We start from the raw sequence: 12,910 nt of genomic DNA, 5'->3' as shown, positions 1-12,910 counted from the left end.
TTGATAAGGGCAATAAATGGATTCAGGCACATCCAAAACTTGCTAAAAATATGTTATTAGTTGCAGGTGCAATCGGCGGATCGCTCACCGTGTTTGGTGCGCTTGCTTTCGCGTTAAGTTTTGTGCTTTATCCTATCGCACGCTTATTTCTCGGGGTAAGCAAACTCAACATCCTTTTACCGAAATTCGCTGGGCAAATTAGCGGGGTGGGCGGAACGATTGCAAGATGGCTACTTTCGCCACTTAAACTATTACCAATGCTTCTTTCCCCGGTCGGCATCGCTTTCGTGGCAACTGCATTGCTGATTTACAAATACTGGGATAAAGTCAAAGCCTTCTTTGGTGGTTTTTGGGATGGGCTAAAATCAGGGCTTGCACCGGTGATAGAAAAGTTAAAACCGCTAGGTGCATTATTTGGCGTTATAGTGGATTGGCTTGAAAAAGCCGTGAAATGGTTCACCGACTTACTTTCACCGGTGCAAAGTACTAAGGAAGATTTAGATGCTGCCGCAAGCGCAGGCAAAAAATTTGGAGAATGGTTGGCCGCCGGCATTGATTTAGTCACCAAACCTTTGCAATGGCTAATGGATAGCATCCAATGGGTGATCGATAATATGCCAGGTATTCAAGCGGGGGCAAAAATTGTTGAAAATGCCAAACAATCAAGAAATGAAGAAACAAACAAGGTTATCAAATCAGGAAGTACAACTGAAAGAATCCTAGATGCACTTTCAGATTGGGATATGTATTCTTCAGGCGGATACACTGGCAATGGCGGAAAATATCAACCCATGGGCATTGTGCATGGCGGTGAGTATGTTATGACCAAGGAAACCACCTCACGCCTTGGCGTGCCGTTGCTTAACGCCTTAAACTACGGCAAAAACGCCTTATTGGCGACAGGATTGAGCATGAGCGTGGCAACCGCTGCGCCGATTCAGGTAGACAGCCGACCGCCGATTTCTGCCCACCCGATGATGGTGCAGCCTACCGCGCAACCCATGGCGGTGAACATCACCATCAACGCTGCACCGGGGCAGGACGAACGCACCATTGCCCGTATGGTCACACAAGAAATGCAACGCATCCAAAATCAACAACAGGCAAGACAACGCAGCAGTATGCGCGACAGAGAGTAACAAAAGGGCGAAAGCCCTTTTTTTTTGTTGAAGCCCGTGTCTAACTTTGCTAATATACTCTTAAAGATGACAGCAAGCGCAGCCAATGAGAATATTTAAAACCAAAGCCTTTGATAAATTCGCGCAGAAAAACCACGTCACCGATGCTGATCTGTTTGATGCGGTCATGCGTGCGGAGGAAGGTTTAATCGACGCCGATTTAGGCGGCAACATCATCAAACAACGCATAGCAAGAGAAGGTCAGGGGCGCAGTGGTGGTTTCCGTTCCTTTATTGTCTATAGGGTCAATGAAAACAGCTATTTTGTCGCTGCTATCAGCAAAAATACCCGTGACAATATTTCTGCGCAAGAATTAATGGCGTTGAAAGAATTGGCGAAAGCCTACGCCAAGTTAACACCGCAGCAAATTGAATCACAAGTGAAAAACGGGCTATTTATTGAAGTATTACCGGAGGGAAAAAATGAGTGAAATCTTAGCAATGATCCATGAAAATGCGGCAGATTTGCATGAGGCCGGATTAATGGATAAAAAAACGATGAAAAAATTTGATGAATTGTGTTTAACGCCAGTGCCTGTTTTTACGCCAGACGAAATCAAAGCTATTCGCGAAAAAGAACAAGTTTCGCAAACCGTGTTCGCCCACTATCTCAACGTAAGCAAAAATATGATCTCCGAATGGGAGCGGGGGGTCAAAAAACCCACCGGCACGGCACTAAAACTTTTAACCCTCGTGCAACACAAAGGCATTGAAATCCTCGCCTAATCCCACATAAAAAAGCAAGCCCACCGTGCTTGCTTTTTTGTTGCACCCAATTCCACACATTTTCATACTCGCACTTTCTCTCCGCATCGCCAAAAATACGGATTATTTAACCCGTAAGGCTACCCATGTCCGCAGAAATAAACCGTCGAATTGATAACCTCATTCGCTTTGGCTTAATTGCCGAAGTGGACCATGCCAATGCCAAAGCGCGGGTAAAATGCGGTCAAATTCTCACGAGTTTTTTGCCCTTTATTACGTTGCGAGCCGGTACAACAAAAACATGGTCACCACCTACAGTTGGCGAACAATGTGTCATTTTGGCTTCGAGTGGTGAGCTCACCACTGCTTGCATTTTAGTGGGGCTATACACCCAAAACAGCCCAAGTCATTCGCCGGATGTGCATGTCATTGAATTTGCCGATGGCGCAAAAATTGAATACAACCAATCCAGTGGGGCATTGGTTGTTGCAGGCATTAAACCCGCCGCCATTACCGCTGCAAACCAAATTGATATTGATTGCCCAACGGTGAACATCAAAGGCAATGTCAACATCATGGGCGCACTTACCACCGCAGACAACGGCAGCACCAAAGGCAACATGAGCATCAGTGGTGAGGTGGAAGTAAAAGGCACTGTCACTGCAAAAGGCGATGTGAAAGCAGGCTCAATCAGCTTAAAGAACCATACTCACCAAGAACAAGGCGATGGCAATCTAACCTCGAAGGCAAAATAATGAACAGATTCACCGGTGAAAAAATTACAGACGAAACCGCACATATTAAACAATCTATTGCGGACATTCTTCTCACGCCTATCGGCTCGCGTATTCAACGCCGAGACTATGGCAGCCGCATTCCGGAACTGATAGACCGCCCAATGAACCACGCTTTATTGCTACAACTTGCTGCTGCCTCTGTCATGGCATTAACCAAATGGGAACCTCGTATTCAAATAAGCAAATTTCAGCCGCGCATCAGCGAAAACGGCATTGTCTGCACCATCGTGGCTCGTAAACGAAATAACAATCAAAACGTGAATTTTGATGATTTATTCTTAGGTGGAAAACAATGAGTGAATTAGTAGATCTCTCCAAACTGGAACCGCCCAAAGTCTTAGAAGATTTAGATTTTGAAACTTTGCTTGCAGAACGCAAAACGGCGTTTATCAATCTCTTTAACGAAGATGAACGCCCCTTTTGGCAGGCTAGACTTGCCTTGGAAAGTGAACCCATCACCAAACTGCTGCAGGAAGTGGTTTACCTGCAATTATTGGAGCGTAATCGCATTAACAATGCTGCGCAAGCCACTATGTTGGCATACGCCACCGGCACAGATTTAGACGTTATCGCCGCCAATTACAACGTGCAACGCCAATTAATCCAAGCGGCAGATAACACCAAAACACCTAAAGTGCCGGCAATTTATGAAGATGACACCGCATTGCGAGTTAGAACCCAATTAGCTTTTGAGGGCTTATCTGTGGCGGGCCCTCGCAGTGCTTATGTATTTCACGCCCTATCCGCTCATCCCGAAGTAGCGGATGTGTCTGTGGTATCACCGGAGCCTGCGCACGTTACTGTCACTATTTTAAGCCGTATCGGGCAAGGCACCGCCTCCGAAACGGTTTTGCAAGCCGTACGTGAACGATTAAATGATGACAACATCCGCCCTATTGGTGATCGTGTTACCGTGCAAAGTGCGACTATCCATAATTACACCATCCACGCCAAACTGCATTTATACCGAGGACCGGAATACGAACCCATCAAAGCGGAAGCATTGAAAAAACTCACGGCATACACCGAAGAAAAACGCCGTTTGGGGCGTGACATTAGTTTATCCGGTATTTATGCCGCCTTGCATTTGGTCGGGGTGCAACGGGTTGAGTTGCTCGCCCCGACAGCCGACATCGTGTTGCCGAACAACAAATCGGCATATTGCACAAACATTCAAGTTGAGGTGGTGACAAGCGATGATTTCTAGTCACTTATTGCCCCTCGGCTCAACCCCATTGGAAAAACACGCGGCGGAAATCCTCAAAACTGCGGTAGAAAATCCAGTCATTATTGCGGACCTAATCAACCCGGAACGTTGCCCACCGCAATTGCTTGCCTATCTGGCGTGGGCGTTTTCCGTTGACAAATGGGACGAGAATTGGACGGACGAAGTCAAACGAAACGCCATTAAGCAATCATTTCTTGTCCACAAACGTAAAGGGACGATTAATGCCGTGCGCCGAGTGGTTGAACCTATAGGCTATATGGTCAACTTGAAAGAATGGTTTAACGCCGAGCCAATGGGTGAGCCGGGAACGTTTAGCCTGACGATTGAAGTGCCGGAAACAGGATTAAACGAGCAGACCTATAACGAATTAGTCAGATTAGTCAATGACGTGAAACCTGTTAGCCGACACTTAAAACAGCTCGCCATTGCGGTCTCACCAACAGGCACAATGAACGTATTTTTAGGACAGCAAACGGGCGAAATTATCACCGTTTACGCACAATAAACAGGAAGCAAACACATGGCACAATATACCGCCGTTTTTACAACATACGGCACACAACAACTGGCAAAAGCCATTGCAAACAACAATCCACTCACCGTTACGCATTTTGCTGTCGGTGATGGCAACGGCAATGCCGTGACGGTAAGCGCCAGCCAAGAACGTTTGGTCAACGAAAAATATCGCGCAACAATCAGTGCTGTATCGCTTGACCCACGCAATAACAAACAGGTTGTTTTTGAATTGACTATCCCGGAAAACATAGGTGGTTTTTATATTCGGGAGATGGGTGTTTTTGACGCTCAAAACAAACTCATTGCCTATGCCAACTGCCCGGAAAGTTTTAAACCGACCTTGGCAAGCGGAAGCGGCAAAGTCCAAGTCATGCGCATGATTTTGCTTGTTGCAAGCTCAAATGCCGTCACGCTCACCGTGGACGACAGCGTCATTTTTGTTACACGCGGACAACTTACGCCGAAAACCATCACAGCAAATAGCGCAAATGGATTTGATAATACCGGACATAGCCACGCTATCGACAAAGCAAGCACAACAAAAGCCGGTATCGTCCAACTCACAAGCGACACAGGGCTAGATAGTGAAAACCTCGGCTTAACCGCTAAAGCCGGGAAAAAACTCGCGCAACTGATTGCGACGGTGCAGCTTGCGTTAAATAACTATATCCCTCTTAACAAACGATCATCCGCAGTCAATAGCAACGACGAAAATAATGTAGCAACATCAAAAGCGGTTAAAACGGCTTATGACAAAGGCGTGGAAGCCAAAAATGCTGCAGATGGAGCCAATAACAACGCCAACAATCGTGTATCGAAATCAGGCGATACGATGACCGGACCGCTAAACATAAATTTTGGTGATTACAGTTTTATTAACCAGTTTAATTCTTCCGGCAAGTTTTCCCGCATTGAGACTACACCTGATGACCAACCCAATTTTTATAAGCTAAGCTATCGGAGCAATGATACTGAGTTACATTCTGCACTTTTGCCAAAGCGAGGCCTCTGGAAAGTGATAGCCTATGAGGACTGGGTTAATGATAACTATATCCCTCTTAACAAACGATCATCCGCAGTCAATAGCAAAGACGAAAATAATGTAGCAACATCAAAAGCGGTTAAAACGGCTTATGACAAAGGCGTGGAAGCCAAAAATGCTGCAGATGGAGCCAATAACAACGCCAACAATCGTGTATCGAAATCAGGCGATACGATGACCGGACCGCTAAACATAAATTTTGGTGATTACAGTTTTATTAACCAGTTTAATTCTTCCGGCAAGTTTTCCCGCATTGAGACTACACCTGATGACCAATCCAATTTTTATAAGCTAAGCTATTGGAGCAATGATACTGAGTTACATTCTGCACTTTTGCCAAAGCGAGGCCAATGGAAAGTTGTAGCCTATGAGGACTGGGTTAATGATAGATATGTCCCGCGCACAGGCGACACCATTATCAATGGTAATCCTACATTTATAAGTAACGGTGGATTTATCACCATTAACAGCACCGGTGTTAACTGGGCGTCGATTGATTACAAAGTCTGGAACTCGCCTGCGCCACTGGTTACAACACAAGCAGAAGATTTAGGAAATTATTCTGTCGCATTTAATGTTTTCACCACACCAGAAGGGCAAGATTACAATACAGACAGAAGGGAAAAAACCGCCCAAATACACCACAATGGCCGCATTTGGTCAAAACGTTATGGTTGGTTAGATGAGCAATTCGCGCCAGCCAATGACACGCACAAAAAATCAAGATGTCACAATCATTGGTTTCCATCACATTATGCCGGCACGGAGGTAGTTGACCTCCCAGTTGACGATACAGGCGGCATCCGTATGACGTTGATGAATGTTAAGGTAAATGACTATCATTCGCCATACGTAGATATCTATCTTCCGATGGCATACAGTGGATTTGCCAATGCCATTGCATCTGATGACGGCAGTGAAGCACTTAGCTATGGCACGGATATGATAGGTAACAATATTGTAAGGGTATATTGCAAACGGTCGGGTAATATTGGATTTCGTCTGCATGTCATTGGTTGGGCTAGCTTTTAAGTAAGGAGAGATAATGATTTACAATATCAAAACAGGCACCTTTGAGCCAAATTATGATGCATTAGATAGCGGACAACTACCTCCTGACTGTTATGTCGTGACAGAGGAGAAAGTCAATTTAATATCCGCCAGTGTTACTGGCGGGGGTGCAGTCTGGGTAGCCAATGGCGTTATCCAATGCTCGGGCAGCGCGCCTAGTGCGTATCATGTTTTTGATTTAGATGCCAAAAAATGGGTGATTTCACCCGAAAAACAGACCACACTTTTTGCCGAACAAAAAGAAAGCCTAATTACACAACTGGCTAGCAAAACAGACACATTAAAAGCGGGTTTATTAGTTGGTTATCCACAAACGGAAATAGAAAGTTTTTACCGTCAGGAAAAAGAGGCTCTCGCATGGCAAGCTGACCACAACGCAGAAACGCCAATGCTAAAACAAATTGCCCTATTGCGAGGTGTGCCATTTGAAATCTTGGTGCAAAAAGTCATCGAAAAATCTGAAATGTTTGCAATGGTTATTGGCGCAATCATCGGACAACGACAACAGCTCGAAGACCGTATTTTAACCGCAACCAAGCCGGAAGAATTAGAGACAATCAAAAACGAGGTGGAAACATGGCAATTACCCAATCTAAGCTAAATACATGGAGCTATCACGTCTTGATAGCCATCGACCAACTGTTTAACGCTCTCATTGGTGGCGCGGCGGATGAAACGCTATCCAGTCGTACCTATCGCGGCGCAGTGTTGGCCAAACATCCACGCAAGCGTTGGCGCATTTGGTATCGTGTGATTAACGCCGTCTTTTTTGACAAAAATCATTGCAAAACGGCGTACGAAAGCGAGGTTAAGCGGCGACAATATCCGGCTGACTTTCAATAATCATCAGAAGTGCGGTCAATTTTGGCCGCATTTTGTTACTCCGTTTTTCACATTTTCAACCACTCGCACTCCCCTACTCTCTCAATCACAATACAGGCATTACTTAAAAACCATAGGGCTAAAATATGTCTGAAGAATTCTTACATGGTGTCAAGGTAACGGAAATTTCCCAAGCCTTACGCACGCTAACCACCTCATCCACGGCGGTTATTGGCTTGGTTGCTACTGCACCTGATGCCGACAATGCTGTGTTCCCGTTAAATAAACCTACCTTACTCACCGGCATCACTTCCGCTGTCATTTCCAAAGCAGGTAAAAAAGGCACGCTATCTCGTGCGCTCGATGGCATTGCAGACATTGTGAATTGTAAAGTCGTTGTTATTCGCGTGGAAGAAAGCGAAGACGAAAGCCAAATGAAAGCCAATGTTATTGGTTCCGTGGATAGTGAAGGCAACTACACCGGTTTGAAAGCCTTTTTGGTGTCTGCGTCTGTGTGCGGTGTTAAACCACGCATTTTCTGTGTGCCGAAGTATGATTCACAAGATGTCACCACAGAATTGGTGAGTGTGGCACAAAAACTCAACGGCTTTGTGTATGCCTCTTGCTATGGTTGCAATACCAAAGAACAAGCCGTCACCTATGGACGCAACTTTTCCCAACGGGAACTCATGCTGATCTTCGGTGATTTCCAATCTTTCAACCCAATCACTAAACAAACCGAGGTGGATTATGCTGTGGTACGTGCCGCTGCAATGCGCGCCTATCAAGACAAAGAATATGGTTGGCATACCTCCATTTCAAACAAAGGGCTAAACGGTGTCACCGGTGTAACCAAGCCACTTTCCTTTGACATTAATGATTCCGCAACGGATGTGAATTATCTCAACGAAAATGGCATCACCTGTTGTGTCAATCATAACGGCTTTAAGTTCTGGGGACTTCGCACCCGTTCCGCTGACAAACTGTTCATCTACGAGAACTACACCCGCACGGCGCAAGTTCTCAAAGATACGATTGCGCAATCCTTTGACTGGGCGGTCGATAAAGACATTTCCGTGTTGTTGGTGAAAGAAATCGTGGCGGCAATTAATGCTAAATGGCGTGAATTTACCGCAAAAGGTTATTTAATTGGCGGCAAAGCCTTTGTTAATTCGGAACTGAACACGGCAGCGACGTTAAAAGATGCCAAACTGCTCATCTCTTATGATTACTGCCCGGTTCCGCCGCTTGAACAACTTGGATTCAACCAATACATCAGCGATGAATACTTGGTTGACTTCGCCCGCGAAATTGCAAAAGTAGGAGCATAATCCCATGGCTTTACCAAGAAAATTAAAATTGATGAACTTCCTCGGCAACGGCAATTCCTACCGTGGACAAATCAATGAAATCACTCAACCTAAACTTGCCATGAAACTGGAAGAATACCGTGCAGGCGGTATGTTTGGCCCGGTAAAAGTAAATTTAGGCTTAGAAGGGTTAGAAGTGCAAAATGGGCGGCTACATGACCGAATTGGTCAAAGAATTTGGCGGTTCCATTGACGGCACGGCATTACGTTTCGCCGGTTCATATCAACAGGACGACACCGAAGAAGTCACTTCCATCGAATTGGAAATGCGTGGTCGTTTCGGTGAGATTGATAATGGCACCAACAAATCAGGTGACGACACCGAACAAAGCTACACCGTGCCGTTGACCTATTACAAAATCATCGAAAACGGCAAAGACATCATCGAAATTGACTTGCTCAATTCCATCTTTGTTGTCAACGGCGTTGACCGCTTAGCGGAACACCGTAGCGCCATCGGTATTTAATTCACACACCACCGCCCCGTCACAGGGGCATTTTTAAAATCTTCACTTAGCCCCTCTTTATGAAAGAGGGAAATTTTAAAAGGATAAAACGATGAAAAACGAAACCTCAACCGTCATCACTTTAAGCCAACCGATTAAACGCGGCGACAAAGAGATCACCGAAATCACCGTCAATAAACCCACCGTGCCGGCATTAAAAGGGTTAAAACTCATGGACGTGTTTAGCACCGATGTGGACGCTCTGCGTATTTTATTGCCACGAGTCACCCAACCGGTATTGCATCGGGCAGATTTTGACACGATGGAAGTGGCGGATTTCGTCGAACTGGCAGGGGCTGCCGTTGGTTTTTTAGGGAAGAACTCGGAAACGACCGAAGCGGAAGCGACCGAGTAATTCTGATTTCGGCAACCGTGGAAGACGCCATGGCAGACATTGCCATGGTTTTCCATTGGCAACCTCAAGCCTTTGAAAATATGACTGTGACCGAACTCATGCAATGGCGTGAAAAAGCGAGAGAACGCAGTGAAACAGAAACTGATTGATTATTTATTGAATATGCCTCGGCATATTGTATGGCGTGGGCTGTTAATCTCACTTATTGTTTTTTGGTTGCTTGTGATTTTCGGCATTGCATTTCTCTTTCGCTAATTCATCAAGTGCGGTCAGAAATCACGGGATTTTTTGACCGCACTTTTCTTTAGGATAAAGCATGAAATCAATTCTAATCTTCTTTTTCTATTTTTTATCAATCATCATCGTCACAGGGTACGCCACGTTTTTGATGTTTCACAACATTGACGGGTGGATTTTGATTATTTTTATTGATGTTTTATTGATGTTAATGACAGTCAAAATTATGGAAGGTAAATAATGTTCCAAAACTTCGCCCTTGCCGCCTTGGGCATGTTTATCTTTGCCCGCCAAACCGTCCCGTTTCAAACCTTAGACCGCCAATCCTCATGGCGACACCCAACCAATTCCGTGGTGGGGGCTATGCCGAAAGCACAGTTCACCGGCAAAGAAAGTGAAACCGTGACGATTAACGGCAAACTGATTCCCGAAATCACCGGGGGCAGATTTTCCATAAAAGCCCTCGAACTTATGGCGGACAGTGGTGGTGCATTTCCGCTGATTGACGGTGGCACTTTTGAAATTATCGGTTTTTTTGTCATTGAATCGCTGCAAGAAATTCGCTCGGAATTATTCGGCGATGGTGCGCCACGCGCCATTGATTTCACACTTAATCTCAAACGCACTGATAACCCTATGCTGATTGAAATTGCCGAATCCATTGCGGGGATGTTCTGATGTTGGATTTTGAACGTAAAAATCACCGCACGCCCGCTTTTAAAGTGGTGATCACCACGAAAGACAAAAAACAGCAAGACATCACGCAAGTAGTATCAAGTAGATTAATCACGTTGTCTTTGACAGATAATCGCGGCTTAGAAGCGGACACCCTTGATTTAGAGCTCTCCGACCATGACGGCAAACTAGCCTTACCGCCACGCAATGCCATAATCAGCCTTGCACTTGGTTGGAAAGGAAAGCCGCTAATTGACAAAGGGCAATATTCTGTCGATGAAGTACAGTTTTCAGGCGGTGCAGGTTCGGCAGACCGATTAACCATCAGAGCAAGAGCGGCGGATTTAAAAGGCTCATTTTCCGAACAAAAAGAACGCTCATTTGATAAGAAAACCTTAGGCGAAATAATTGATACCATCGCCAAAGAAAATCAACTCAAAAGCCAAGTGGAAAAAGAGCTTGCAAATCGATTCATCGACCACATCGACCAAACCAATGAGAGCGACATCAATCTACTGACACGCCTTTCGGAAGAACACGGTGCCATGTGTACGGTGAAAAATGGCACGCTATTATTTATGCCATTAGGCAAAGGCAAAACCGTCACAGGGAAAGACATTCCACTGCGCAAAATTACCCGCAAAAATGGCGACAACTACAATTTTTCCATTGCCGAAAGTGAAAACTACAAAGCCGTGCGAGCTTATTGGCATGATCCGGACAGCGGCAAGCGTGGTGAAATCACCGTGGATGAAAACACCAAGATTGTAAGAAAAAAGCGCATGACGAAAGGCAGAACGCTGAAAGATGGTACAGTAAAAGACAAGCGGTTAAGCAAACGAACATATCGAGAAATTGAGCAACAAGAACCCATTACCAGTGACAGTTCTCAAATAAAATCATTGCGCCACACCTATGCAAGCGAAAGAACCGCCATCACTGCAGCTAAATCCGCCTTTGATAAGATAAAACGTGGCGTGGCAACTTTTAGCCTTAATCTCGCCTTTGGTGAACCTGATTTAATGCCGGAAACGCCGATTGAACTTTCAGGCTTTAAAGCAGAAATTGATGCCACAAATTGGCTGATCACAAGAGTGACGCATACCATCACAGATAATGGTTATGTGTCACAGGTGGAGTGCGAATTGAAGATTGAGGATGATGGGGTTGAGGTGAAGAAGAAATAAAAAATAGCGGTCATTTGACCGCTTTGCTTATTCACTTTCATCATCGGAGAAAATATATAAATCAATATCTTCGATAGTATCTTTCATCAAACCCTCCATGTCTTTTTTTAGCTTTTCAAGAAAAAGAGGTGGTAAATGATTAGATTGATTAACTCTGATTGACATTTCCTTTTTTAACCACCCTGAAGCCTCTGCTGTATTAGTTATATCATCGTAAGGAATAGCATCAAGAGAATCATAAAAATTGCGAAGGTATTCACGCCATTTTTCTAAAATTCCGTTTACGATATGGTTATATTTATAATCTAATAGCCTTTCTGCTGGGTATTCATTAGGTGCAATATTGTCTATTAAATCATGGCAATCATTACAAATAACAAGCAAGTTTTCTGCTGAATTAAGAAATTCATACGACAAATTTGGATTAAATCTTGCTGAGCCTAAGTTTAACCCGTAAATATGTGCCCTATCTGCACTTACTCCATTTTTGTGTCTAATGTCTTTTTTGCAAATGCAACATATACCACCTGTGTCGGCAAATATTAATCCAGTGGTTTTTCTACTAGGTTCTTTTCTATTTGTCATTTTTATTTCTACCCACAAATACTCTCACAAGGCACACCATCTCTATCCCTATCTAGTTTCTGCATGCCGCACTCCCTCAAATGGAATTTAGCGTCATCACAGCTATCCATATCTTTGCAGGTGCGTTTGCCGTCATCACAGCTAAACTGTTCCGCATTGGCTTTTTTGCTTTTGGCAAGGGCGGGGGAAGAAATTAAACAAAGTGCGGTCAGAATTAAGAGTAGTTTTTTCATTATCAGCTCCCCATAATATTACTAAGCCATTGTTCCTCTGTGATCACTTTCACCTTATGCCCCTGTTTTTGATATTCTTTTGCCTTTTCAATTTTTCGACCGAAACTTTGATAAATCCAATCGCGAGAATTGAGAGTGCCGACAATTAAATAATCTAAGTCTGAACGCCAATCTTTTATGGTTAAGCAGCCAAGTTCCCATGCTTTTTCTTCACATTTAGCGCGTGGTCCATAAATGAACTTTCCGGTAAAGCAAAGCACCTTATCAGTAAAATCGACATCAGATATATCATCGAAAAATGATTTTCCCATAGCTAAACCGTCAACTACGCCATTTTCTGGGTCGCTACCGGTGAAATCAATAAGCATATATTTTAATTGGTGGCGTTCTTCTTCCGTGATAAT

17 protein-coding genes and 2 pseudogenes are annotated in these 12,910 nt (G+C 44.5%); 16 read left to right on the top strand and 3 right to left on the bottom strand.

Going from position 1 to position 12,910, the window contains the following annotated elements:
- From Q0203_RS02350 to Q0203_RS02275, 16 genes and pseudogenes are all read left to right on the top strand, one after another.
- Positions 1–1,139: pseudogene (locus Q0203_RS02350) on the top strand (phage tail tape measure protein); the annotation flags it as partial.
- Between the two features lie 85 nt (positions 1,140–1,224).
- Entirely contained in the window at positions 1,225–1,608 is a 384-nt protein-coding gene (locus Q0203_RS02345; protein WP_297929224.1) for a type II toxin-antitoxin system RelE/ParE family toxin, read from the top strand.
- On the top strand, positions 1,601–1,903 hold the full coding sequence (locus Q0203_RS02340; RefSeq protein WP_296025862.1) for a DNA-binding transcriptional regulator: 303 nt from the start codon (positions 1,601–1,603) through the stop codon (positions 1,901–1,903). The genes Q0203_RS02345 and Q0203_RS02340 overlap by 8 nt, the downstream gene beginning before the upstream one ends.
- 125 nt (positions 1,904–2,028) lie before the next feature.
- Positions 2,029–2,637, top strand: coding sequence for a phage baseplate assembly protein V (locus Q0203_RS02335; protein WP_297929222.1), 609 nt, complete (start codon positions 2,029–2,031; stop codon positions 2,635–2,637).
- A complete protein-coding gene (locus Q0203_RS02330; RefSeq protein WP_296025858.1) occupies positions 2,637–2,975 on the top strand; it encodes a GPW/gp25 family protein in 339 nt (112 codons plus the stop codon). The genes Q0203_RS02335 and Q0203_RS02330 overlap by 1 nt, the downstream gene beginning before the upstream one ends.
- Entirely contained in the window at positions 2,972–3,886 is a 915-nt protein-coding gene (locus tag Q0203_RS02325; protein WP_297929220.1) for a baseplate J/gp47 family protein, read from the top strand. Before Q0203_RS02330 ends, Q0203_RS02325 begins: the two co-directional genes overlap by 4 nt.
- Positions 3,876–4,412, top strand: coding sequence for a phage tail protein I (locus Q0203_RS02320; protein WP_296025852.1), 537 nt, complete (start codon positions 3,876–3,878; stop codon positions 4,410–4,412). The genes Q0203_RS02325 and Q0203_RS02320 overlap by 11 nt, the downstream gene beginning before the upstream one ends.
- A 15-nt stretch (positions 4,413–4,427) precedes the next feature.
- Positions 4,428–6,497, top strand: coding sequence for a phage tail protein (locus tag Q0203_RS02315; RefSeq protein WP_297929218.1), 2,070 nt, complete (start codon positions 4,428–4,430; stop codon positions 6,495–6,497).
- 13 nt (positions 6,498–6,510) lie between these two features.
- Positions 6,511–7,137 carry a hypothetical protein gene (locus tag Q0203_RS02310; RefSeq protein WP_297929216.1) on the top strand — a complete coding sequence of 209 codons (627 nt, stop codon included), beginning with the start codon at positions 6,511–6,513 and terminating at the stop codon, positions 7,135–7,137.
- Positions 7,113–7,379, top strand: coding sequence for a DNA helicase UvrD (locus Q0203_RS02305; RefSeq protein ID WP_297929214.1), 267 nt, complete (start codon positions 7,113–7,115; stop codon positions 7,377–7,379). Before Q0203_RS02310 ends, Q0203_RS02305 begins: the two co-directional genes overlap by 25 nt.
- A 125-nt stretch (positions 7,380–7,504) precedes the next feature.
- Positions 7,505–8,689, top strand: coding sequence for a phage tail sheath subtilisin-like domain-containing protein (locus Q0203_RS02300; RefSeq protein WP_297929213.1), 1,185 nt, complete (start codon positions 7,505–7,507; stop codon positions 8,687–8,689).
- A 4-nt stretch (positions 8,690–8,693) separates the two neighbouring features.
- Positions 8,694–9,195: pseudogene (locus Q0203_RS02295) on the top strand (phage major tail tube protein).
- A gap of 91 nt (positions 9,196–9,286) precedes the next feature.
- Positions 9,287–9,589 (top strand): phage tail assembly protein, encoded by a 303-nt coding sequence (locus Q0203_RS02290; RefSeq protein WP_297929211.1) that lies wholly within the window; start codon positions 9,287–9,289, stop codon positions 9,587–9,589.
- Between the two features lie 2 nt (positions 9,590–9,591).
- Positions 9,592–9,738 carry a GpE family phage tail protein gene (locus Q0203_RS02285; protein ID WP_205768930.1) on the top strand — a complete coding sequence of 49 codons (147 nt, stop codon included), beginning with the start codon at positions 9,592–9,594 and terminating at the stop codon, positions 9,736–9,738.
- Positions 9,739–10,066: 328 nt separating this feature from the next.
- Positions 10,067–10,504, top strand: coding sequence for a phage tail protein (locus tag Q0203_RS02280; RefSeq protein ID WP_297929210.1), 438 nt, complete (start codon positions 10,067–10,069; stop codon positions 10,502–10,504).
- Positions 10,504–11,688 carry a phage late control D family protein gene (locus tag Q0203_RS02275; RefSeq protein WP_297929209.1) on the top strand — a complete coding sequence of 395 codons (1,185 nt, stop codon included), beginning with the start codon at positions 10,504–10,506 and terminating at the stop codon, positions 11,686–11,688. Before Q0203_RS02280 ends, Q0203_RS02275 begins: the two co-directional genes overlap by 1 nt.
- Positions 11,689–11,715: 27 nt before the next feature.
- Here the strand turns inward: Q0203_RS02275 and Q0203_RS02270 are convergent, their stop codons facing one another.
- From Q0203_RS02270 to Q0203_RS02260, 3 genes are all read right to left on the bottom strand, one after another.
- Positions 11,716–12,273, bottom strand: coding sequence for a hypothetical protein (locus tag Q0203_RS02270; RefSeq protein ID WP_297929207.1), 558 nt, complete (start codon positions 12,271–12,273; stop codon positions 11,716–11,718).
- Positions 12,274–12,281: 8 nt separating this feature from the next.
- Positions 12,282–12,506 (bottom strand): excalibur calcium-binding domain-containing protein, encoded by a 225-nt coding sequence (locus Q0203_RS02265; protein WP_297929205.1) that lies wholly within the window; start codon positions 12,504–12,506, stop codon positions 12,282–12,284.
- 2 nt (positions 12,507–12,508) lie between these two features.
- Positions 12,509–12,910, bottom strand: a 402-nt coding sequence (locus Q0203_RS02260; RefSeq protein WP_297929203.1) for a BRCT domain-containing protein, incomplete at its 5' end; no start/stop codon positions are given.

This window comes from uncultured Aggregatibacter sp. (assembly GCF_938046485.1).
Lineage (GTDB): Bacteria > Pseudomonadota > Gammaproteobacteria > Enterobacterales > Pasteurellaceae > Aggregatibacter.
This window is presented reverse-complemented; position numbering and strand designations above follow the sequence as displayed.

What these genes read in the sequence shown, in the direction of transcription:
- Q0203_RS02345 (WP_297929224.1), top strand. Translation starts at nt 1,225, where the DNA reads ATGAGAATATTTAAAACCAAAGCCTTTGATAAATTCGCGCAGAAAAAC.
- Q0203_RS02340 (WP_296025862.1), top strand. Translation starts at nt 1,601, where the DNA reads ATGAGTGAAATCTTAGCAATGATCCATGAAAATGCGGCAGATTTGCAT.
- Q0203_RS02335 (WP_297929222.1), top strand. Translation starts at nt 2,029, where the DNA reads ATGTCCGCAGAAATAAACCGTCGAATTGATAACCTCATTCGCTTTGGC.
- Q0203_RS02330 (WP_296025858.1), top strand. Translation starts at nt 2,637, where the DNA reads ATGAACAGATTCACCGGTGAAAAAATTACAGACGAAACCGCACATATT.
- Q0203_RS02325 (WP_297929220.1), top strand. Translation starts at nt 2,972, where the DNA reads ATGAGTGAATTAGTAGATCTCTCCAAACTGGAACCGCCCAAAGTCTTA.
- Q0203_RS02320 (WP_296025852.1), top strand. Translation starts at nt 3,876, where the DNA reads ATGATTTCTAGTCACTTATTGCCCCTCGGCTCAACCCCATTGGAAAAA.
- Q0203_RS02315 (WP_297929218.1), top strand. Translation starts at nt 4,428, where the DNA reads ATGGCACAATATACCGCCGTTTTTACAACATACGGCACACAACAACTG.
- Q0203_RS02310 (WP_297929216.1), top strand. Translation starts at nt 6,511, where the DNA reads ATGATTTACAATATCAAAACAGGCACCTTTGAGCCAAATTATGATGCA.
- Q0203_RS02305 (WP_297929214.1), top strand. Translation starts at nt 7,113, where the DNA reads ATGGCAATTACCCAATCTAAGCTAAATACATGGAGCTATCACGTCTTG.
- Q0203_RS02300 (WP_297929213.1), top strand. Translation starts at nt 7,505, where the DNA reads ATGTCTGAAGAATTCTTACATGGTGTCAAGGTAACGGAAATTTCCCAA.
- Q0203_RS02290 (WP_297929211.1), top strand. Translation starts at nt 9,287, where the DNA reads ATGAAAAACGAAACCTCAACCGTCATCACTTTAAGCCAACCGATTAAA.
- Q0203_RS02280 (WP_297929210.1), top strand. Translation starts at nt 10,067, where the DNA reads ATGTTCCAAAACTTCGCCCTTGCCGCCTTGGGCATGTTTATCTTTGCC.
- Q0203_RS02275 (WP_297929209.1), top strand. Translation starts at nt 10,504, where the DNA reads ATGTTGGATTTTGAACGTAAAAATCACCGCACGCCCGCTTTTAAAGTG.
- Q0203_RS02270 (WP_297929207.1), bottom strand. Translation starts at nt 12,273, where the DNA reads ATGACAAATAGAAAAGAACCTAGTAGAAAAACCACTGGATTAATATTT.
- Q0203_RS02265 (WP_297929205.1), bottom strand. Translation starts at nt 12,506, where the DNA reads ATGAAAAAACTACTCTTAATTCTGACCGCACTTTGTTTAATTTCTTCC.